11 protein-coding genes are annotated in these 21,746 nt (G+C 63.3%); 9 read left to right on the forward strand and 2 right to left on the reverse strand.

Going from position 1 to position 21,746, the window contains the following annotated elements; translation table 11 throughout:
• The first annotated feature begins 2 nt into the window (after window positions 1-2).
• Genes HF690_RS08690 through HF690_RS08730 form a run of 9 tightly spaced genes read left to right on the forward strand, consistent with a single transcriptional unit; the run spans window position 3 to window position 6,754 of the window.
• Entirely contained in the window at window positions 3-812 is an 810-nt protein-coding gene (locus HF690_RS08690; protein ID WP_168609166.1) for a hypothetical protein, read from the forward strand.
• A 13-nt stretch (window positions 813-825) separates the two neighbouring features.
• A complete protein-coding gene (locus tag HF690_RS08695; RefSeq protein ID WP_168609167.1) occupies window positions 826-1,245 on the forward strand; it encodes a flagellar hook assembly protein FlgD in 420 nt (139 codons plus the stop codon).
• 8 nt (window positions 1,246-1,253) lie between these two features.
• Window positions 1,254-2,420: a flagellar basal-body rod protein FlgF gene (gene flgF / locus HF690_RS08700; RefSeq protein ID WP_168609168.1), complete on the forward strand. Its 1,167-nt coding sequence runs from the start codon at window positions 1,254-1,256 to the stop codon at window positions 2,418-2,420.
• Between the two features lies 1 nt (window position 2,421).
• Window positions 2,422-3,201 carry a FliM/FliN family flagellar motor C-terminal domain-containing protein gene (locus HF690_RS08705; RefSeq protein WP_168609169.1) on the forward strand — a complete coding sequence of 260 codons (780 nt, stop codon included), beginning with the start codon at window positions 2,422-2,424 and terminating at the stop codon, window positions 3,199-3,201.
• The gene (locus HF690_RS08710; RefSeq protein ID WP_168609170.1) at window positions 3,198-3,506 is read left to right on the forward strand and encodes a FliM/FliN family flagellar motor switch protein; all 309 of its coding nucleotides are present in this window, start codon (window positions 3,198-3,200) and stop codon (window positions 3,504-3,506) included. Before HF690_RS08705 ends, HF690_RS08710 begins: the two co-directional genes overlap by 4 nt.
• Window positions 3,503-3,865, forward strand: coding sequence for a hypothetical protein (locus tag HF690_RS08715; RefSeq protein WP_168609171.1), 363 nt, complete (start codon window positions 3,503-3,505; stop codon window positions 3,863-3,865). The genes HF690_RS08710 and HF690_RS08715 overlap by 4 nt, the downstream gene beginning before the upstream one ends.
• Window positions 3,855-4,604 (forward strand): flagellar type III secretion system pore protein FliP, encoded by a 750-nt coding sequence (gene fliP, locus HF690_RS08720; RefSeq protein WP_168609172.1) that lies wholly within the window; start codon window positions 3,855-3,857, stop codon window positions 4,602-4,604. The genes HF690_RS08715 and fliP overlap by 11 nt, the downstream gene beginning before the upstream one ends.
• A gap of 10 nt (window positions 4,605-4,614) precedes the next feature.
• Window positions 4,615-5,316, forward strand: a complete 702-nt coding sequence (locus HF690_RS08725) for a sigma-70 family RNA polymerase sigma factor (protein WP_168609173.1) — start codon at window positions 4,615-4,617, stop codon at window positions 5,314-5,316.
• A gap of 28 nt (window positions 5,317-5,344) precedes the next feature.
• On the forward strand, window positions 5,345-6,754 hold the full coding sequence (locus HF690_RS08730) for an integrase core domain-containing protein (protein ID WP_168609174.1): 1,410 nt from the start codon (window positions 5,345-5,347) through the stop codon (window positions 6,752-6,754).
• 262 nt (window positions 6,755-7,016) lie between these two features.
• Here HF690_RS08730 and HF690_RS08735 read toward each other — a convergent pair whose 3' ends face one another.
• Together HF690_RS08735 and HF690_RS08740 are read right to left on the reverse strand one after the other, a co-directional pair.
• Window positions 7,017-7,211, reverse strand: a complete 195-nt coding sequence (locus HF690_RS08735; RefSeq protein WP_168609175.1) for a hypothetical protein — start codon at window positions 7,209-7,211, stop codon at window positions 7,017-7,019.
• A 1-nt stretch (window position 7,212) separates the two neighbouring features.
• A complete protein-coding gene (locus HF690_RS08740) occupies window positions 7,213-21,648 on the reverse strand; it encodes a putative Ig domain-containing protein (protein WP_168609176.1) in 14,436 nt (4,811 codons plus the stop codon).
• Between the last annotated feature and the right edge of the window lie 98 nt (window positions 21,649-21,746).

Here is a 21,746-nt window from a genome sequence, read left to right on the forward strand (position 1 = left end):
CGATGCATGCCTCGATCATGAAGCACGCTTTGGAACTCTCCCGCGATCACGGCGGCGAACAGCGTGCGAACACGCATCCCGTGCGCGACCGGGAGGATACGCAGGATTTTCGCGATCATCTGCAGGCCCGGCACGGGCAGGCAGACGCGAGCCGCGGGGAGCGGATGCACGAGTCACCGTCATCCTCCACGCCGGAAGCGAACATGATCACCGCGCACGATGTGCTGGCGCGGGAGTTTGCCGGCACTGCTTCGGTTCCCTTGCGCGATATGCGCAGCGGTCCGTCTCTGCCCGGTGCGGCGCGCGTGTACCTGCAGCACTGGTATGCGAATGGCTATCTGTCGGTGATCCCGGTGGCGGAGCGGCCCGCGGCCGCGGTACAGCCGCCGGCGGCGAAACCGCAGCAGGTGTCATCTGTCTTCATGCAACCGCGTTCCGGTGCGGTCCGCTTCGCCATGTCCGATTCGGCCCCGCCGGTTTCGGCAAGCGAAATCTCGTTCACCGGCATGGCGGTATCGCTGCAGCGACAGGACGGTCTGGAGCAGGGCGAGGAGGGGCGTGTCGTGCGCAGTGTCGTACGGGATTTCTCCGCAGTCGTTTCATGGCCGGAGCGGATGCTCTGGCACTCGCGCTCCCGCGACGGTGGATGGACGCTCTGGGTCCGTGACTACCGTCTGCAGGATACGGAGCGCAACACCTTCGTCGCGCAGTACCGGTCGCTCTCCGAGCAACTCGGTGCCACGCCCGAGCGGGTGATGGTCAATGGCAGGCAGGCATGGTCCCGATCGGGATCTGGGTCGTTATCACAATAAGGAGGGGGCGCTTATGTCCGTGGACGCAATCGGCGGGATTCTTGGCAACCAGGATACCTCGGTCGGAAAAAATTCGAACATCAACGAACAGGATTTCATCAAGCTGTTCGTCAATCAGCTGCAGTACCAGGATCCGATGCAGCCGATGGACAACAGTCAGTTCCTCACCCAGCTGGCGCAGTTCGTCGGCATCCAGCAGCAGCAGGAAACGGTGCAGGGACTGAACAATCTGCTTTCGCTGAGTGCGAATGGGCAGGCCGTCGGACTGCTCAACCAGAACGTCGCGTTCACCGGCAACAGCGGTACGTCGACGATCGGTGCGGTCAGCGCCATCCAGTTCAGCAGCAGCGGCGTCACGCTGTCCGTCACCACGTCGGGCGGCAACGTCGTGACCGGCGTCAAGCCGTCGCAGATCACGCAAATCACGCCCTGAGGTTCGTCATGCCTTCATTTCAAGCGCTCTACAACAGCCTGTCGGGATTGTTCGCCTTCTCCAAGAGTCTCGACACCATCAGCAACAACGTCGCCAACCTCAATACGCCGGGGTTCCAGGGCAGCGAGTCCTTCTACGAGAACGTGATGGACGAGGACGGGGTCCGGGTCGACGGAAGCGGCATCAACACCGCCCAGGGACAGATGCAGCAGACCGGAAACGCCACCGATGTGGCGATCAAGGGTACGGGCCTTTTCGTGCTGCGCGACACCAGCACGGGCGAGATGTACTACACCCGCGCCGGCCAGTTCACGTTCAACAGTGACGGTTACCTGGTCGACACCGTGCAGGGCTATCGCGTGCAGGGACTGGACGCCGACGGAAAGCTGGTCGACATCAACATCAGCAACATGAAATCGCTTCCGGCGGAGGCGACCAGCCTGGTCAAAGTCAGCGGCAACCTGCTGGCGCAGGACTCCACCGCCAGCATCTCCAGCATCAAAATCTACGATGCCGAGGGCACGGCGCACACCTACACCGCGCAGCTGACCAAAAACAACGGCACCGCGACAGGTAGCTGGCAGGTGTCGGTGCTCGATGGTTCCGGCACCAGCGTCGGGAGCGGTGAAATTCGTTTCGACGGCACGGGTGCCATCCAGAGCGGTTACAACACGGTCGATCTCAGCCTGACGCTCGCCGGGCAGTCCCAAGATGTGACCTTGAGCTTCGGTGCGCCGGGGACGACCAACGGCACCACGCAGTTTTCGGGCTTGCCCAGCAGCCTGACGGCCACGCCCGATGACGGTCATGGCGTGATCGGCGTGTCCAGCCTGAGCTTCGACGAAAGCGGTGTGCTCAATTTCACCTACACCGATCAGGAGAAGAAGACGGGGCCGCAGCTGGCGCTGGCCACGTTCGACGACAACACCTCGCTGCAGCGCCTGAACGGTCGTCTGTATCAGTCGCCGCCGAATCAGGATCCGCATATCGGCGCAGCCAACAAGGGGCTGTTCGGCACGATCTCGGGCAGCACGCTGGAAATGTCCAACGTGGATCTGTCGCAGGAGCTGGGCGACATGATCGTGATCCAGCGCGGCTACCAGGCAAGCTCGCGCGTGATGACGGTGTCCGACCAGATGCTGCAGCAGCTCTACAACGCCACGCGTGGTGGTTGATATGCGTCGTTTCGGTTGGATTGGCGAAACCCGTCGGCAGCGCCTCGCCGAGGCCGTGCAGGATCGCATCAGGCAATGGATGCAGCGCTGGGGCGCCGCGCAGGACATCGATGCGCCCGTGATCACCATGCTCGAAGAGGCGCCGGACACAGAAGGCCGGGAGCGATTCATCGCACGCCACGAGTCGGCCTGCGCACACACTGTATGGGATCGCGCGACCTGGAGGCGACTGGCCTGTCTGTGGATGGATGTGCCTGCCGATGCGGCCGGCGAGCCGTTTGCGCGGGAGCTTTCGCGCAAGGCCGTCGAGGATCTTGCCTCGTGCATCTTCGGTCGTGATGCGCACGCGCCGGATGCCTTCGAAGAGGCATCCGGTGAAGACAGTGCGGAAGCAGATGCCCCGGCATGGGGCGGCGTCTGGATGCGCGTGGCGTTCGAGCGCCAGGTTCTGGACATGCACCTCAATCGGGCCGCAGTGGACACGCTGGTGCCAGTGCTTGCCGCGAATGCGCGGGAATGGCCGCTGGTGCCGAGAAACGCCTGTCTCGACGCGACCGGATTGCCGTTGCAGATCGTGCTTCCCGTCGGCGAGGCCGCGCTGCGTGAAGTCGTGGATCTGTCGGTGGGCGATGTCCTGCTGACCGAGCGCAAGCTCGATGCGGCTGTGGATGTGAGGATCGATGGTGGCGAAGCCGTCGGAAAGGCCCGGCTGGGCGCACGGCAGGGCCGTTTTGCCGTGGTTTTGGGAGAAGACAAGGCCGAGGGCCTGGAGAAGCAATGAACATGACACGAGTCGAATCCATTCAATTCGAGGAGCTGGACGAGACCAGCGCGACCGGCGAAAAGCCGATGGTCAAACGCGACGTCGATGCGCTCGGCCATGTCGCCGTGCAGCTGGACGTCGTCGTCGGCAACGCCGTGTCGACCATCGGCGAGTTGTTCCAGATGGCGGAAGGGCAGGTGCTCAAGCTGGATCGCGGGCTGGACGAACTGCTGGAACTGCGCTTGAACGGCAAGACGTTTGCACGTGGACAACTGGTGGCGTCCGGCGATCACTTCGGCATCAAGATCGTGGAGCTTGCGTGAAATTGGCGATGTTGAACCGCATCGCGGCGTCCGCGCCTGCACCGGCCATCCCGTACCGCACCGATGCGGTGGGCTTTTCGGGCACGTTGACGACTGCGCTGACGGTCACGGTCGTGTTGCTCGCGCTGATCTTCCTGGCGCTTCTGTGGGCGCGGAAGAAGGGCTGGCTGCAGCGCTGGACGCGCACGCCGCTGCGGACCGAGAGCGAGGATCTCCGGGTCGCGGCGCGTCTGCGTCTCAGCCCGGCGACGCATGCCTACGTGCTTCGACACGGCGAACGCGAATACCTGGTCGTGGAATCCTCGCAGCGCGTGCAGGTGATGGAACACGGCGAAGGGGAGGCCGGTCATGCGGATTGATCGCCGCCTCTTCCTGCTGATCCTGGGGATCGTGCTTCTCTGCTGCGTCTGCCCGGTCGCGTTGGCGGATCCGTTGCAGGACGCGCTGACGCGCGCGGCCGGCGACGACTATTCGTCCATCCTGCGCTCGTTCCTTCTGCTGACGGCGCTGTCCTTCCTGCCCATGGCCCTGATCAGCGTGACTTCGTTCACGCGCATTGCCGTGGTGCTGTCGCTGGTGCGGCGTTCGCTCGGTCTGCAGCAGACGCCGCCCAATGCCGTGCTCATCGCGCTGGCCCTGTTCCTGACCCTGTTCACTATGATGCCGGTGTTCTCCGTGGCCAAGACGACGGCGCTGGATCCGTACCTGGCCCACAAGCTGCCGGCAGCGGCCGCGGTGAAGGAGGGCTTCAAGCCGTTCAAGACCTTCATGATCCGGCAGACGCGCGAGGCCGACCTGCTGGCGGTGGTGAAGATGGCAGGCAAGTCGCCGCCGCGCACCATGGACGACGTGACCGCGCTGGAACTGGTGCCGGCCTTCATGCTCAGCGAGCTGCGCACCGCCTTCCAGATCGGTTTCGTGATCTTTCTGCCGTTCCTGCTGATCGATCTGGTCGTCGCCGCGATCCTGATGGCGCTGGGCATGATCATGGTGCCGCCGGCCACGATCAGTCTGCCCCTGAAGATTCTGCTGTTCCTGCTCATCAACGGCTGGACGTTGATCGCGCAGGCACTTCTGGCGGGTTATCACGTGCATTGACGGGGGGCGATTGGAGCAGGAAGAGCGCCAGTTGTGGGAGCAATGGATCGCCGACCGCGATATCGAAGCGCGCAATGCGCTGGTCGTCTACCATGCGGACTGGTCGCGGCTCGTCGCCCGTGACGTGCTGGTTCGCGTGCGTGTCGCCCAGGCCGACTGGGCCGATTTCGTGCAGAACGCGACGATCGGCCTGATCGAGGCCGTCGAGCGCTTCGATCCCGGCATGGGTGTCTCGTTCCGAAGTTATGCCCGGCATCGTGTGCGGGGCGCGGTCTTCGACGGACTCAAGGATTTGCGCAGTGCGGCGTATAGGCCGTATCAGCCGAAAAGCGCTCAGGTCCTCGGCGATCGAGTGCAGTCGCTGACCGAGGGCGAAACGGAAGACGATCCGGTCGACGCCTTCGTCCGACTCACCATCTCGTTGGGCATCGGAGTGCTGCTGAACTCCGATTCGATTCCGCAGGAAGCCGAAGGCACCCCGTACACGCACGCTGAGCGCAGCCAGATGCGATCGATGGCCAGCGATGCGATTGCCCGTCTTCCCGTCCGGCAACGTGACATCGTGCGTTTGCACTATTTCCAGCACATGCCGTTCGTCGACATCGCGGAGATGTACGGCGTCAGCAAAGGCCGCATCTCGCAACTGCATCGACAAGCGCTCGATCGATTGCGGGACGCTTTGCGGGTGAAGCGGGAGGCGTTGGCCTGCTAAGTGAGGCAGGGCGTTTCCGGCGGCTGGTGTGCTGATCGATACCGCTGTCGGCGATATCGGTGACGTAGTACTCGTAGGCGGTGACGTTGCCAGCCTTGTCGTAGCCGGCGTTGCGATAGATGGTCTCGTCGGTCAGGGAGAACGAACTGCCGTTGCCATCGGCACTGCTCCAGGTGGTCTGGTTGACGGCGTAGTCGGCTCTCACCAGTTCGTTGCGCAGGTCGTAGTACGACTGCTGGAGTCAAGGTTTGCCGAGGGTGTCGGTATCCGTGCTCAGCGTGGTGCGGGTGATGGCGTTGCCCGCGGCGTCGTAGCCCAGCTTGTAGGACTCGGCTTCGCGCTTGAGCAGGATGTGCCCGTTGGACAGCTTGCCGTCGCTGATGACTACGCGGTTGTCGGCGTCATAGGTGAACCAGTAGGACTGGATGTTGGCGGTGGTGCCGCGTTGGCTTGCAGCCCCGATGACGACGCCGCTCTAAACCGGCGGCTTCATCTGGCCGATACGTATGTCTTTCTTTCAGGAAAGCGCATGCTCTTGCTGCTGGTGTCATTGCTGGTCGTGCGGTTGTGCTGCGCACGTGTACGCGAGGGGATTCGAAGCCGGCGTCGATGCCGCGCATCTCGCGCGGTTGGACGCGTCGTCCACCGCGATGCCGAATGCACCGTGCGCACACGCGTCAAGCCAATCTGGGTGCGTGAGGAGATCATCACGCTGGCGGCACGTTCGAGGCTGAGCTGTCGCAAGTTGGCGGATGTGTTCAATCGTCGGCATCGGGATCGAGGCATGCGCGTCAGCAAGACCTTCGTCGCCGATCTGCTCAAGCGCCATACGACGCAGATTGCGCGATCACGGCGTTGCCTCAAGCAGCGCCGTTACCAGCCAGGACCGCGCAATCGTGTCTGGGGACTGGATGGCACCGGCAAGACGGATGGTACGGGAGCAGGGCACTTTCTTCTGGGTTTGATCGATCACGGTACACGGAGGTGTCTGGTGCTCGATGCGTTGCTGGACAAGAAGGCGACGACAATTCTGCGACAGCTGCGCATGGCGATCCGGCGTTATGGGAAGCCCAAGGCCATCCGCACCGACAACGAGGCGATCTTCCTTAGCCGCGACTTCACGTCGGCGCTGCGTGCGCTGGGCATCCGGCATCAAACCATCGAACCGCATTGCCCTTGGCAGAACGGACGCATCGAGCGTTTCTTCGGCACGCTCAAGGAAAAGCTCGACTGCTGGGTTGTCGCCGACGTAGGTGCACTACGTGTTTCCCTGGCGGCCTTCCGTTTCTGGTACAAGCACGTGCGCACGCATCAGCACCTGGGCGGATGCACGCCATCGGAAGCCTGGGAGGGCATCGATGTACAACGGCCACCCCGCAAATTGCTGTGGTTCGAGGGGTGGGGCGGACTGTTGCAGGGCGAATACCTGCAACGCTGAGCCGGATTATCCCGCCAAAATCACTGTCCGCAACGCGGACCGGATGCGGCTGCGCGTGTTGTCAAAAAATGACCGATCGAGGCGTCCACGCTCCCGTTTTGGAGGGCGGCGCAGACGGATTTCACGGCTTCGAGCTCGCTCGACGCGTTGCCTGATCGAAAAAATGGCTTCTTGGGTTGCCTGCAACGGCTATCCGGACAGCGGACAGCACACCGTGTTTGGAACATAAAAGAACGGCTCCGATTAGGAGCCGTCTATTTTCCTACATATCGAAACCAAACCTTTCTAGTTCGTCGCGCATTTTCACTGAAAAATCGATTATTTGCTGCTTAGTGAATTTGGAGTATGTTGGCAAAGAGCTTTCTGGGATATTTTGCAGCAACGCAGCACCGCATGCGATGACATACCTAAGCTCATCCACGGTAAGCGTTACTTGCACAGCCTTTACTTCGGACACTTCAATATCTCCCATTCTGCACTGGATCAAACGCCGGCACGTTTACATTACGTGGAACTTGAGTGTTCAGGTAATTGTCCCAACCCACCCCGTATTCTGGCCTGAACGCCGTAGCTTCACCTCGTTGCCCACGTATGACGATCGTTTGTGTGGATTCGTCAAGATAATACACCGTCCCATCAGACGCATATCTCGTCTGCGTGGCCGGGTTCCCCACTATGTCTTCAACGAAGTTCGCATACTGCTGTCGTGTAGAGATACCTAGATCTGCAAACTCTCCACCTTGAACCACGTGCTTATCAAATGCGTGCCCGCTGGCAACCTCATCGCCGATGAGTCGGGAGTTCAGCTGAGATCCGGTAGCTGCATTTGCTTGCCCGCCTGAAGTTAGCGGCCCCGCACCTGCCGTGTCTGGAACCTCCAACCACCAATTTTCTGGCTGATTGTACAGTTGGAGGCTACTAACTTCACTACTCAATGCGGATCGTGACGAAGACAGGCTGAGGCTTACGGCATCCTCCGAAAGAAGGGCGCTCTCCCTGCCGAGCGTGAGGTTGAAGCTCGTCGGCCACTCGGAGAAGAGAGATCGTCCTGACAACGCGGCATCTTCAAGGAGCGACTCCGAACCGCCACTCATCACCGTCGTGATTGCAACGGCCGCCGAGTTCAGTCGACCGTCGTAGATCTCATTGCCCATCTTGACGTCTCCGGTAACCGGATTGACGCCTTGTTCGATGCCTCCGTAGTTTGAGCTTGTGTACCAGTCTGCAGCCAGGTCTCCGTAGCCGACTAAAACATGCTTGGCGATTTCGTCCAGAAGGTAGTTCTGCGGCGCCATTACCAGGTTTACTGGTTGGGAATCTTCGGCAATGGCCTTGTTGAGATCGTCGTACATCACCATGCCGTTGGTAAGCGGGGTCCCCCGCACTTCCTGGCGTGGTCTATTCAGCACGTCAAGGCTGCCTAGCGTGCATTGCTCGCCCAGTAGATGAGTGTCTAAGAGAGCAGGCTGGTAGCTGTACGGGTTTTTACGGATAACGAACGACTGGTCGAGCATGCGTTCGACGGTTGGATCGATCGAGACGCTCGTAGGCGAGGCCGGCGGGACATCGAGCGCAGTTGCCGTGACGTTAATAGCGGACAATTCCGTTGCTGTTGCAGGGCTTGGCTCCTTGGGCAGAAGGGAGCCTTCCTGTCCGGCACCGGCCTGACTGGTGTCGACGTAGGACAGCAACGGACCTCCATAGGCGGCTTCCCGCATCCGGGCAAGCTGATCACTACGCTGGCCGAGTTTGATGGATTCAGAGATAGCAGCGTTGCCTAGCGCATTGCCAAAGGCATCTTCTCCGATGGAGTTCCAGCTTTCGACACGATGATCGCCCAGCGCCGAAGTCAATTCGTGTTGCAGGCCACCGGAGGCGTATCCACCCAGAACGTTGGCTGTGAAGTCATGCGAACCATCGCCGATATGCTGCTGCAGCTTGTTCTTGAGACCTACTTGGGCCACCACACCGGAACTGATTGACGAGCTGATCAAACCGGCCCAGCTGAACTGCGTGGGTTGGTGGGCAACGTAGTTTCCGGCTACGCCCGCGGCATAGCCGCCCGCACCGAAGACATAGTTGCCAGCTGGCTTGAATTCGTACTTGCCGGCAAGCGCGTTTGCGTGAGCGACATCTCCAAAGGTATCCGAATGGGCAAGTCCGAATCCGATACCTGCCGTGACTGCGCTGGTTACTCCGCCACTCAGGGCTTCTTTCCACGAGAAGCCCTGGTGGACACCCGTGGCGTCACCCGCGACTTGACCGGCAATATTGCCGGCGACTCCTCCCACGAATGCCGCGCCAACCGTGGCACCGATACCGAGGCTGCTGGTCCCGGCCAGCACAGAGGCGCCCAAGGCCCAGGTGGAGCTTGCTGCTGCTGCGGTGCTTGCACCGGCTGCTCCGACGGCGGCTCCTGCCGTCGCGCCTGTACCTGCAGCAACGGAGCTGAATGCCTCGGCAGCCAGTCCCGCTGTGTAAATGCTGACGACAACGATTACGGCGATGACGATGATCGTCGCCAACGTGCTGCAGTGATGACTCGGCGGCGGCGGCGGCACGTGCGGCAGCGAGGGGGTGGTGCTGCCTTCGATGCGCTGTGCGTTGTAGGGGCGGAAGGTGCTGGCGTCGTTGCTGTGGGTGGTGATTTCGGGGATGACCAGGTTCTGCCCGGCGACGAGGTCGTCGTTGGAGGACAGGGCGTTGGCCTGGGCGATGACGTACCACAGGCTGGTGTTGCCGTATTCGGCCTGGGCGATGCTCTGCAGCGAGTCGCCCAGTTCGACGACGTAGCCGCTGGTGCCGGCGTTGGTGTTGCTGAAGGCGGTCAGGCCGTCGAGGACGTCGATGTTGCCGGCCTCGTCGATGGCGCCGACCTGCTTGCCCTGGACGTAGGTGTAGTGGTTGCGCGATGCGCCGCCGCTGTCGGCGAAGGTAGTGCCGACCTGGCTGTCGTCGCGTCGACGCAGGATCTGTCCGTTGGCGTCGTAGGCGAATACGCGGGCGCTGGTCTGGCTGCTGCCGTCGCTGAGGTGGATGGTGTCGGTCAGGGCCACGCGCTCGCCGAAGTCATCGTAGTAGCTGGTGTCGGTGGCGGGCAGGTAGTTGCTGTTGGTGCTGGTGCCGTCGGTCTTCTTCTCCAGGTAGGTGTCTTTCTTGATGTAGGAGACGGTGTAGCGGCTGGTGCGCTGATCAAGGCCACCGTTGGAGATGTCGGTGACGTAGTACTCGTAGGCGGTGACGTTGCCGGCCTTGTCGTAGCCGGAGTTGCCGCTGGCGTCGCGGTAGGTGGTCTCGTCGATCAGGGAGAACGAACCGCCGTTGCCATCGGCGCTGTTCCAGGTGGTCTGGTCGACAGCGGGCAGCGGGTCGGTGGGGGCGCCGGTGGAGGAGCTTCCGTCCCAGCCGGCGGGGTGGCCGAAGTTCTGCTCCTGATACAGGCGGCCATCGTGATCGTAATGATCGACGGTGGCGGTGGAAACGTCGCCGCCGACATCGATGGGGCCGGGGTAGCCGTCGGGGTCGTACTTGGCGTAGTACTGGAAGCCCGGGTCGATCAGGGTGCCGAGCTTGAAGTAGTGCACCACGGCCAGCTGGTGGCCGGCGATGTCGTAGGTGCGGGTTTCCTCCAGTCCCGTGGCGGCGCCGCCGGTGGTCTGGTCGATGGCGTAGTCGGCTCTCACCAGTTCATTGCGCAGATCGTAGTACGACTGCTGGATCAGGGTGTCGCCGAGGGTATCGGTATCGGTGCTCAGCGTGGTGCGGGTGATGGCATTGCCCGCGGCGTCGTAGGCCAGCTTGTAGGACTCGGCTTCGCGCTTGATCAGGATCTGCCCGTTGGACAGCTTGCCGTCGCTGATGACCACGCGGTTGTCGGCATCGTAGGTGAACCAGTAGGACTGGATGTTGGCGGTTGTGGTGGTGCCGCCGGATGTGCCGCCCGACGTGCCGCCGGATGTACCTCCAGATGTACCTCCGCCGCCGCCGTCACTGGTGTCCGGCGGTATGCGAATCAATTGCGTGGAGACGCCCCCGCCACCCGCGGACTGTCCTGAGCCCTGGGGGCTGCTGGCTGTGGTGGCATATGGGAACAGTTTCGGGTTGCGCAGCGCATTGGCATGGGCTGCGAAAGTGGCCGACACAGAATGTCCGAGACTGTCGGTCGCCGTTACGGTAACGGTTTCGTCCTGTTGGATGATGTCCAGTGTGGCCGTGAACGTGCGAGTGCTGGCATTGAAACTGAGCCAGCCGCTGGCGTTGGATGAGTAGGTCAGCGAATAGCCTTCCGGACTGCTGAAGGTTCCCGAGGGGATGGTGTAGGTGTAGCTGTCTGTTCCGAAAGTGACCGTGGATGGGATGCCGCCGTTGTAGACAGGTGGCGCAGCGGCTGTGACCGTGATGCTGAATGTGCCGCTGATCGTACTTCCATGGCCATCGTTGGCCTTGTAAGTCACTGTGCGGGTTCCGGTGCTGGTCGGTGTGCCGCTGATGGTGCGAGTGGATGCATTGAAGCTCAGTCCCGACGGCAGATTGGACACGCTGTAACTCAGCGAGTCGCCGTTCGCATCCGTGGCTGACGGAATGTGGAAGGAACTGATGGTTTTGGCTTGCTGGAAGGTCTTGTTGGTGACGCTTCCGGACCAGGTTGGCGCTACATTGTTGATAGTCAAACTAAACGTTGCGGACCCCGTGTGGCCCAGCGCATCTGTGGCGATGACCTTGATCGTGTAGGTGCCAGACTTCACTGTACCAATGCTCAGGGAACTTCCGCTCCAGGTCACCCCACTCGGTAGCCCTGAGCCACTGTAGGTCAGACCTGCACCGTACGGGTCGCTGAAGGTGTTGCTCTGCACGATGGTGATCGAGCCGCTGCCCGGGTTCTTGGCCGAGGGGTTGGCGATCGCATTGATCACGGACGGTGGGGCGACGGTGTTGTCGAGATTGAACTGCGCCGATGCCGTACCACCTTGGCCGTTGGTAGCGATGACCTTCAAGGCATAGCTGGTGTCGCGAGTGGTGTACTCCCCGGGTATCTCCGTGGTGCCGTAGTTCAGTGTGGTCGGCACGCCCGAAATCGTGCCGTTGGTGGCGTTGATGGACAGCCCGACGCGACTGATGTCTACCCACGCAGCGGGTGTGTCGCTGGTGACGTAGTCTTCGAGTTTGGGGTTGAAGTGCGTATCCGTGTGTTCGGGGACATACACTTCCGCGGTGTAGGTGAGCGGTCCGCCGTCGGGTTCGGTGAAGGCGCCGCTGGCCGGGATGCTGATCGAGCTGCCGCCGATCTCGCCGGTCTGGGTGGTGTAGGTGCCGTTGTAGACCGGTGGCGGCTGGATGTATTGCTGAATGGTGAGCGAGAACGAGGCGCTCGCCGATTGCCCCTGGGGATTGGTGGCCGTGATGGTGGGCGTGTAGGTGTTGCCGACCGCATCAGAAGGCACGGTGCCGCTGAAGGTCCGCGTGGAGGCGTTGAAGCTCATCCAGGTGGGCAGATTGGATGCGCTGTAGGTGAGGGTGGTGCCGTCCGATTCGGTGAAGGCATTGGACGGAATGGTGTAGCTGAAGGGGCGGCCGTTGAAGCCGGTCTGATTGCTGACTGTGCCGCTGTGGTACTGGGGCGGCGTGGCCGCGACGGTCAGTGTGGCGGTGTTGTAGCCGACGGCACCGTTCGACGCGGTGGCGACCACGCGGACCTGATGGTCGCCCAGACTGCCGACGGGAGGCGTGCCGCTGAAGGTGCGGGTGCTGGTGTTGAAGCTCAGCCAGCCCAGTCCGTCGGACAGGGCTTTCCACTGCCCATTGCCCGAGTCGTAGTACTGCGCGCTGTAGGTGATCGAAGCGCCGTTCGCATCGGAAGCGGTGGAGGAGCTGAAACTGAGCGCGGTGCCGATTTTTCCGGTGGGCGGCGACAGGCTTTCGCCGAAGGTCGGCGCCACCTTGGGCACGGTTACCGTGAAGGTGATCGCGGAGCTGGAATTGCCATTCACGTCCGTCGCGACGACCTTGATGGTCCAGGAGCCATCCGAACTCGCGGTGCCGGTCAGCGTGCCGTTCGCTGCATTGAAATGGATCCAGGAGGGCAGCGGCGAGCCGTTCTGCTGGGTGACGGCATAGGTCAGGCCGAAACCCAGCGGATCGGTGAAGTGGTCGTTGAGCGATACGGAGAGATTCGAGCCTGGCTGCACGGTCTGCGTGCCGATGCTCGAACCGGTCGGGTCGCCCGTGGCGGTGGATACGGCCGTATCGCCAGAGGGGTAGGCGCTCTGCACGAACACCGCACGTCGATTGCCGACGGCGTCGTAGTTGTAGACCTCGCGCATGAGTCCGGTGCCGCTGTCCGGATTTTCGTTGGTCACGACCGAGATGCGATTGTGGCTGTCGTATTCGGTGAATGTCGCATTGTGCAGGGTCTGACCCGCAGCATCGGCAGTTTGCGTGATCGAGGCGGTCTGGTTGCCGCTGCTGTCGTACTGGTAGCTGGTGGTCGAAGTCTGCGCGGAAGTGGTCTTGGTGACTTGTTTGAGCTGACCGTCGGCGTAGTAGCTGTACTGGATCGTGCTGCCGCCGCTGGCGTCGTTGACCGAGGTGAGGTAGCCGGGGTCGCCGGACTGCCCGGGTGTCCAGCTGCTGCTGACGCTCGTCAGCAGTCCGGTGTAGTCGTTATAGGTGTAGTTGTAGGTGGCCCCGCTGAGGTCGGTGTGCGTCTGCACGCGCCCGAAGTAGTCGTAGGTCCACGACATCGTCTCGTTGTTGGCGTTGGTCTCGGAGAGCTTGTTGCCGTTGACGTCGTAGGTATAGGTCTCGGCCACCCCGTTGGTGCGCTGGATCGGCGTCTGGCTCTTGAGGACGCGTCCCTGGCTGTCGTAGGTGTAGTAGCTGGTCGTGCTCAGCGTGTCGCTGACCTTGACGGTGACCTGGCGGCGGTTGCCGTCCTGGTCGAGTGTGTAGGTCTGCCGGGCCTGCTGGATACGCTTGGACGAATCGCCGGTATCGTTGATGAAATCGCCTTCGGCGGTGACCTGGTCGACCTTGTTGTAGGTCTTGTAGGTGATGTGGACGACCGAGCCCTGTCCTGTGACAGTTTGCACCGAGGGCGTCTGCACGGCCAGCGCGCGGCCCAGTCCATCGTAGGCCGTGTAGGTGGTCGCGTTGGTGGCGTCGGTGACTCGGGTCTGCTGTCCGGCCGCATCGTAGACATAGTTCGTGCTGTGGCCGTTCTCGTCGGTCACGCGCATCAGGCGGCCGTTGACGTCGTAGTACCACTGCTTGACCGGATTTTCCTTGGTGCGCACGCCACCGGCCGAAACCACGAGGACGTTGGGCTCGACTTCCTTGATCAGGTGATTCTGACTGTCGTAGCTGTAGGTGGTCGTGGCGATGCCTGATTCGTAGTCATTGACGGTCGTCAGCACATTGCCCCAACGATCGTACGTGTGGGTGACGTGCGAACTGCTCTCGCCGGTCGACGCGTTCGTGTTGGGATGGATCTCCTCGATGCGGCGACCGTCGAGATCGAGCTTCCAGGTGTTCCAGACGGAGTGATGCTGACTGTCGACCCACCAGGCTTCGGATAGCTGTGCGCCGTCGAGCGCACGTGTGTAGGAACGCGAAGCGCCGGTTTTGGCGTCGATGCCGATGACCAGATAGCCGGCATGGTCGTAGGTGTACTGCGCCTCGAGATTGCTGCCGTCCGCATTGGGAACCACGTCGCCCTTGGCGGTGACTTCGCCGAAGGCGTTGTAGTGCACGTATTCCGCGCTGTCGTTCTGGTTCGCGGCCTGATTCGAGCGATGCGTGACGGTACCGGTGCGCTGGTTGTCGGCGTCGTAGGTCGAGGTGGTGGTGACCGTGATGCTCGTGGTGCCGGTGCCGGTGGCGGCGTTCTCGGTCAGGGTGTACCAGCTCTTGGTCCGGTTGCCGATCGCATCGTAGGCGCTGTAGCGCGACACCCCGGTGGCGTCGACCTCGATGACCTGACGACCAAGGTTGTCGTAGTGGTCGTGCGTGGTCTCGGTCGTGGTGCCGTCGGTACGCGCAGTGGTGACCGCATTGCCCAGGGCGTCGTACTGGACCGTGGTGACCGGCGCGACGTTGGTGTACAGCGATGCGCTGGAGAGGTTCAGGGAGCTGTTGTTCTTGAGCTGGGTCTGCCAGTCCGAAACCAGCACCTTGCGCGTCGGCTCGGTGACCTGGATCACCCGGCCCAGTCCGTCGTAGATCGTGCTGGTGACGCGTGCCGTGATGCCGTCGCCGACGGTCATCGACGTGACGCGGCTCTCGCCGTTGTACTCGAAGGTGGTGACCAGGCTGTCGCTGCCGTTGCCGACGGCGCCGTTGACGTAGGCGTAGTGGCCGGTCTGGGTCTGGACGTGCTTGCGGCCGAGCAGGTCGTAGGTGGTCGTGGTGGTGCGGTCGTAGCCGATCTGCGCATCGCCGGCGCCGGGCAGGCCGGGTGCGGTGGCGGTGCTGATGCCGGAGGTGGAGATGGCGCGGGCATACTCGGTAGTCGTGCTGACCTGACCGGCGGCGTTGTAAGCCCAGGCGGTCACGTAGCCCATCGGGTCCACGCTGAGGGTCTTCTGATCGAGCGCGTTGTAGTAGTTGTAGGTCGTGGCCCAGACCGGCTCGGCATAGTTCGCATCACCCGGAGAGCCATAGGCGTCCTGGATCAGCACGGCGGTCTTGGTCAGGTTGCCGTAGGCGTCATAGGTGTACGTCGTGGTGGGCTGAGCATGGCTTGCGGTGAGGAAATGCGGTCCCGTGGCGAAGCTGTAGTCGATGGCGTCCAGCTGCACCTGCGTCTTGCGGTTGAGCTGATCGTAGGTCGTGGTGACGTGACGATCCTTGCTCGCATCGACAGGCGGATGCCCTTGCATCAGGCTGTCGGTCAGCGTCTGTCCTTCGGTCCATCCGCCGATGGCACCCTTGTCCAGTGCGGTGGCGTAGCGGGTGACCTGGGTCGTGTTGCCGAAGGCATCGTAGGCGTAGGCGGTGACGTAGCCGTTGCCGTCGATGTCGTAGGTCAGCTGGCCGTCAGTGTCGTAGACCTTGTATTCGTAGTGCCCGTTGGCGTCCTTGTTGACGGTGGCCTCGCCGAAGGCGTTGTAGGTCACGGTGGCCGTGGTGCTGCCGGTGCCGCTGGTGGCGTGGAAGGTGCCGGCCGTGTCGACGTAGCCGGCGTCGGGGTAGGTGGTCTGGACCTGATGGCCGGCGGCGTCGTAGGCGTAGCGGATCGTGCGCGCCTGGGCGGTGCCGTAAGCGTCGGTACGGCTGGTCACGTTGCCGTTGCCGTCGTAGGTCAGCACCGTGGTCAGGGATTCGTGACTGGTGCTGGTCGCGTTGCCGCTGGTGTAGACGGTGACGTCGACCGGCGGGCTGATCTGCTGGATCTGACGCCCGGCCGTGTCGTAGACGTAGGTCCAGGTATGACCGTCGCGATCGGTACTGGCGGTCTTCAGGCCGGTGGCGTCATAGACGTAGGTGGCATTGACGCCGAGGGCGTCGCTGGTGGTATGGATGCGTCCGGCGTTGTCGTAGTCGGTGCTGGACACCCGCGTGCTACCGGCATCGTTGGCCGCCGCGACCGCGGTGCCCACGTCGGCCTCGCTCAGGCTCGCCGGTTCGGCGATGGCGTGGAGGTAGGTCAGTGTGTCCGTGACCTGGCCGTCGGCGTCGTAGCGCTGCTCGACCACGTCGTTGGCCGCATTGATGGTGTAGCGCAGCTGACCCGCTTGATCGTACACGTAGCGGGTCCGCTGGCTGCTCGCGCTCTGCAGCTGCTGCGCGACACCGCTGGTGCTGAGCTGGTCGGCCAGACTCTGATTGGGGTCCAGCGTCAATGTGGTGCCGTACTTCAGTGAGGCCACCACGCGGCCGGCGGCATCGTACTGCTGCTCGGATACCACGCCGACCAACTGGCCGTTGACCTCGACCTGACGCACGCTAAAGCGCGCTTCACCGGCCGCATCGTACAGGGTCAGGCTGGCTTCGGCGGTGGCGTCGGTGTTGCCCGCCGTGCTGAGGGCGCCCGCCATGCTGCTGTAGGCCTGACCGCTGGCCAGGGACTGCTGCAGGGTGCTGTCGATGCTGAGGGCGTTGGCGTAGGCCAGTGTCTCGCCGACCTGGCCGTTGGCGTCGTAACGGTATTCGGTTACCCAGCCCTGCTGACCATCCACGGTGTAGCGCAGTCGGCCGTTGTCATCGTAGACCTTGTAGGTGAGGCGGTCATCGCTGTCGGCGGTGGCGTCGGCGGCCACGGCGGCGACGCTGGGCGCGGTGCCCAGGGCACTGAGCTGACTCGCGGTCAGTTGCGTGGCGTAGGCGCGCTCACTGATCAGACGACCGTCGACGTCGTAACTGCGCTGCACCAGCGCGCCAGTGGGATCGATGCTGTATTCGAGCTGGTTGGCCTCGTTGTAGACCCGGCGCGTGGTGTGGCCGTCGGCGTCGGTGGTGGCGACCAGGTTGTCGTCGGCGTCGTAGACGTAGCTCGTGGTCAGGCTCAGATTGCCCGGATCGACGATGGTCTGGATGCGCCGTCCCAGATCGTCGTAGACGTACTGGGTGGTGCGCGCCGCAGCAGTGCCGGCGCCCTCGGTCACGGACAGCTGGTGACCGGCGCCGTCCCAGGTGTAGGTGGTGGTCAGCTGCAGATGGCTCTGGCCGTCGCCGTTGTCGGCATCGACCACCTGGCTGACGAGGTGACCATCGGCGTCGTAACTGTAGGTGGTCAGCACGTTGTTCGGGTCGGTCACGCTCAGCGTGCGGCCGACGCCGTCGTAGGTGTAGGTGGTGACCTCGTCCAGACCGTTCGGGTCGACGGTGCGGGTCAGCACGTGGCCATCGGCATCGTAGGTATAGGCGACCACGTGGCCGGTGGCGTCGGTGGTCTGCTGCAGGTTGCCCACGGCATCGTAGGAGTACTGCAACGTGTGGCCCAGCGCATCGGTGCGGGTCAGCACGCGACCATCGCCGTCGTAGGTGTAGGTGGTCTGATCGCCGGCGTTGTCAGTAACCGACAGCACGTCGCCGTAGGCGTCCTTGTGCGTGCTCGTGGTCACGCCCTCGGGCGTGGTGACGGTGACGGTGTGAGTGGTCAGGTCGTACGCATACTGGGTGATCTGACCGCGGGCGTCGGTCTGGGACACCACGCGGCCGAAGGCGTCGTAGCTAGCCTGGGTCTGGCGCAATTGGCCGTCGACGGTCTGGGTGGTGCTGATTTGCCGACCGAGCTGGTCGTACGTGTAGGTGGTGACCGTGCCGCGGCCATCGGTCATCGACGTCACGTTACCGAAGGCGTCGTAGGTCCATGACTTCGCGCGATCCAGACCGCCCGCATCGTCCACCTCGGCGACGCGCTGGCCCATCGCGTCGTAGGTGTAGGTCGTGGTCGTGCTGTTGGACGCGGACAGGGCCTGACCGGGCTCGCTGCGCTGCTGCTGCACCTGGGTCACCTCGCCGAAGGCATCGTAGGTGTAGGCCGTCAGGTAGCCGCGGGCATCGGTGGTCGAGGCGACCTGGCCGTCCAGGGTGTAGGTGGTCGTGGTGGCCGCATCGTGGCTGGCATCGGCGATGGCCAGCGCACGGGTGTCCAGGGTGCTCAGCGTGGTGGTGGTGTCGACCGGATCGGTGGACAGGTCCAGCAGCGCGGCATAGCGCGTGGTGCCGGTGGCCTGGCCGAAGGCGTTGTAGGTGACGTGGATGACCTCACCGCGCTGATTGGCGGTGCCGTTCACGGCCAGGCCGCGCACGGTGTAGGTCAGGCGACCGTCGGCATCGTAGTAGTACCAGGTGGTGTTGCCGTCCGCGTCCGTGGCCGAGGTCTTCTCGCCGTCGGCGTTGTAGGTGTAGGTCGTGGTGATGTCGGCGGCGTCGGTCCGCGTCAGGACATCGCCGAAGGCGTCGTGGTCGAGCGTAGTGGTGTGCACCTGACCGCTGTTCGGAGGCGTCACTGTGACGACATGCATCTGCCCGGCGGCGTTGTAGTCGTAGTGCGTGAGCGTGCCGTCCGCATCGGTATGGTCAGTGAGGCGGCCGTCGGCATCATAACTGTCGAGCTGTTGTTGCGAAGCGGAGCCGTTGACCAGGTTGAGCAGATCAGCAGTCGTTTCCTGGCCGGTCAACGCAGAGAGCTGAGCGGCGCTGAGTGCCTGTTTGTAACGTGTCGATGTGCGGTTGTGCAGTGTTTCATCGCGCTCCCAGACGGTGAGGTCGCCGGCGGCATCGACTTGTGCGACCCGCTGGCCACGCGTGTCGTAATAGTTGCGCGTGATCTGGTCGCTGGCGGTGTTGCTGACGTCGCCCAGCAAGGCCGAAAGTGTCGGCGTATCGCCCAGGGCGGAGAGCTGATTCGCGTCCAATGGCACGGCATAGGACGTCGTGCGCACTACGTGACCCTGAGCATCGTAGGTGACGGTGCCCACGGCACCATTGGCGTCGAGTGTAGCGACCACGCGGCCGGCGAGATCGTAGAACGTGTGTGTGGTGCGATCGTCACCCCCAGGGCTCAGGTCACTCTGCAGCGTGGACCAGTCTGGTGCAGCGCGCAGGGCGTCCAATTGTGCGCTGGTCAATGCGGCGGCGTAGCTCGTGGTGCGGACCCGGTTACCCACGCCATCATGGCCATAGGTGGTGATGTTGCCTTGCGGGTCCACATCGGCCATGTGTTGACCGGCTGCGTCATACAGGCTGAGTACGATGCGATCGTCTGTCGATGCATTGGGCGCGATGGTGTCGATATCGGCCGGCATCGAGGCGCTCAGTGCGCCATTGTCGAGCCAGGTGGTCGTGTCTACGCGTGTGGCATAGGAAATGGTTTCGACCACGTGACCATCGGCGTCGCGTACGTGACGCGTGACGGCGCCGGTGGCGTCGACCGTGCCGCTGATCTGGCCGGCCGCGTCGTAGAAGGTGTAGCTCACTTCACCGCCCGGAGCCTGTACGGCGCGCAGGCGGCCTTCGGCGTCGTACAGATAGTGCGTGGTGCGGGTAGCTTCACCGCTGACCGATTGGGTCACCGTGACCAGTTCGCCGGCACTGTCGTATATGCGCGTGGTCACCAGACCGTTGGCCTGCGTGACCTGGATCGCGCCCAGGTCGTCCTGGTACAGATAGTTGGTCGTGGCGCCGGTGGCATCGGTGCTGGCTTGTAACCGGCCCAGCCCGTCATAGCTGTAGGACACCGTATCCAGCGTGGTGCGGTCGGCGCCACGCTCGGTGATCTGCTGGCACAGCAGCCCGCGCGCATCGTAGACGTAGCCGGTGATCGCGGTGCCGGAACTCTGCACGCCGTTTCCGCTGGCATCGACTTGGTCCCAGGTCGTCTGCTGAGTCAGCCGCCCGGCGACGTCGTAGCTGTAATCCATCCGCGTGGTGCGGGTCAGGTCCTGGTTGGCCGCCCAGGTGGTCATCGTCGCCAGATCAGGTGCGGTGACACTGTCCAGGCCGCTGAGATCGTAGGCCGCTGCGGCGAAGCTGCGCGTCATCTTCACCTGACCGACGCCATTGCCTTCGCCGGTGGCGTAGTACTGGGTTTCCTGCACGTCGCCGTCGGCATCGATCACAAACCGCAGGCGGTCCTGGTCGTCGTAGGCGTAACGCGTGGTGGCCGGATCGCCGGGCTGACCGTTGCCGGCGGCGTCGGTGCCGTCCGGGTCCGGGGTGCGGTAGACGGTCTGGGTCAGCAGCTGATCGTCGGCGTTGTAGGTGCGGGTGACGGTGTTGCCGTCGGCATCGCGCTCGAGCACGCGGTTGCCGTGCGCGTCGTAGCCGTAGATGGTGGTGTGGCCCAGGGCATCGGTGATTGAGGCCACGCGCCCATCGGTGGTGTAGGTGTAGCTGGTGACCTGGCGCTGACCGTTGACTGCCGGCGTAGTCACCGAGGTCAGGTTGCCGTCGGCGTCGTAGGCGTAGGTCCATGCCTGGCCGCTGGCATCGGTGACGTCGGTGGTGCGCGCGGTCAGGTCGTAGCTGAAGCTCAGGGTCTGCGCATCGGCGCCGCTGCCGGTGGTCACGGTGGCGATGCGGTAGGCGCCCTGAGTGTCCTGGGCGTAGGTGTAGCTGACGGTCACGCCATCGCTGCGGGTCAGCGAGGCCACGCGCAGACTGTCGCCATCGTAGGTGTAGGTGGTGGTGAATGCGCTGCTGTCGCCGGTGTCGTCCGGCGTCAGATCCGTCGTCACCGAGGTCAGGCGGTTCAGGCTGTCGTAGCCGTAGGTGACGCGGCTGCGCGTCACGGCCGTGCCGCCGCCGGGCGGGATTTCCAGCGTCGACAGGGTCTGCACGCGACCCTGGGCATCGTAGCCCAGCTCCAGCGCCTCGCCGTCGCTGCCGGTGATCGCGGTCAGCTGGCTGCCGTTGTAGCTGAGCGTGTAGCTGGCACCGGTCGTGAGATCGGTCAGGGCGGTCAGCGTGCCCGTGGAGTCATAGGTTTCCTGTTTGAGGGTGCCGCCAGCGGTGTAGGTCCAGTTGGTGCTGTCCCAGGCCAGGGTGTCCTCGGCGCCGGTGTCGTCGGTGCCCACGTACAGGCCGCGCGTGGCGTCGTAGGTGAAGACTTCTTCCTCGCCGTCGCCACCGTCGCGCGTGACCGTGCTGCCGGCCGTGTTCACCGTGCCGGTGACGTTGCCGACGCGACGCTCCAGACCGAGCATCCAGGCGGCCGATCCGAGGTCGCCGGTGGTGCCGAGGCTGTTGTAGGTGCGCGTGAGGCTGGCGGCCAGGCCCTGCATGACCAGGCTTTCATCCTGATTCTGCAGGATCAGGTTGCCGGTTGCGACGTTGACGTAGCCGCGCCCGCCGTTGGTGCCGGCCATGGCATTTCCGCCGGCTGCCTGGCCCCATTGTGACAGCGAGGTGCCCAGCAGGCCCAGACCATTCCCTGAAACGACGGCAACCATGTTGTTCCCCTTTCTTATGTGTAAGACATGTACGAGTAGGCTGCAGCGTCCTGTTCTGCAGCGTTCAGGTCTTATCGGGGGAAGGAGAAAAAAGTTTA

It is taken from the genome of Oleiagrimonas citrea (assembly GCF_012395255.1).
Lineage (GTDB): Bacteria > Pseudomonadota > Gammaproteobacteria > Xanthomonadales > Rhodanobacteraceae > Oleiagrimonas > Oleiagrimonas citrea.

Excerpts from the sequence above, each read along its gene's own strand:
- HF690_RS08695 (WP_168609167.1), top strand. The coding sequence starts at position 826 with ATGTCCGTGGACGCAATCGGCGGGATTCTTGGCAACCAGGATACCTCG.
- HF690_RS08710 (WP_168609170.1), top strand. The coding sequence starts at position 3,198 with ATGAACATGACACGAGTCGAATCCATTCAATTCGAGGAGCTGGACGAG.
- HF690_RS08705 (WP_168609169.1), top strand. The coding sequence starts at position 2,422 with ATGCGTCGTTTCGGTTGGATTGGCGAAACCCGTCGGCAGCGCCTCGCC.
- flgF (WP_168609168.1), top strand. The coding sequence starts at position 1,254 with ATGCCTTCATTTCAAGCGCTCTACAACAGCCTGTCGGGATTGTTCGCC.
- fliP (WP_168609172.1), top strand. The coding sequence starts at position 3,855 with ATGCGGATTGATCGCCGCCTCTTCCTGCTGATCCTGGGGATCGTGCTT.
- HF690_RS08740 (WP_168609176.1), bottom strand. The coding sequence starts at position 21,648 with ATGGTTGCCGTCGTTTCAGGGAATGGTCTGGGCCTGCTGGGCACCTCG.
- HF690_RS08690 (WP_168609166.1), top strand. The coding sequence starts at position 3 with ATGCATGCCTCGATCATGAAGCACGCTTTGGAACTCTCCCGCGATCAC.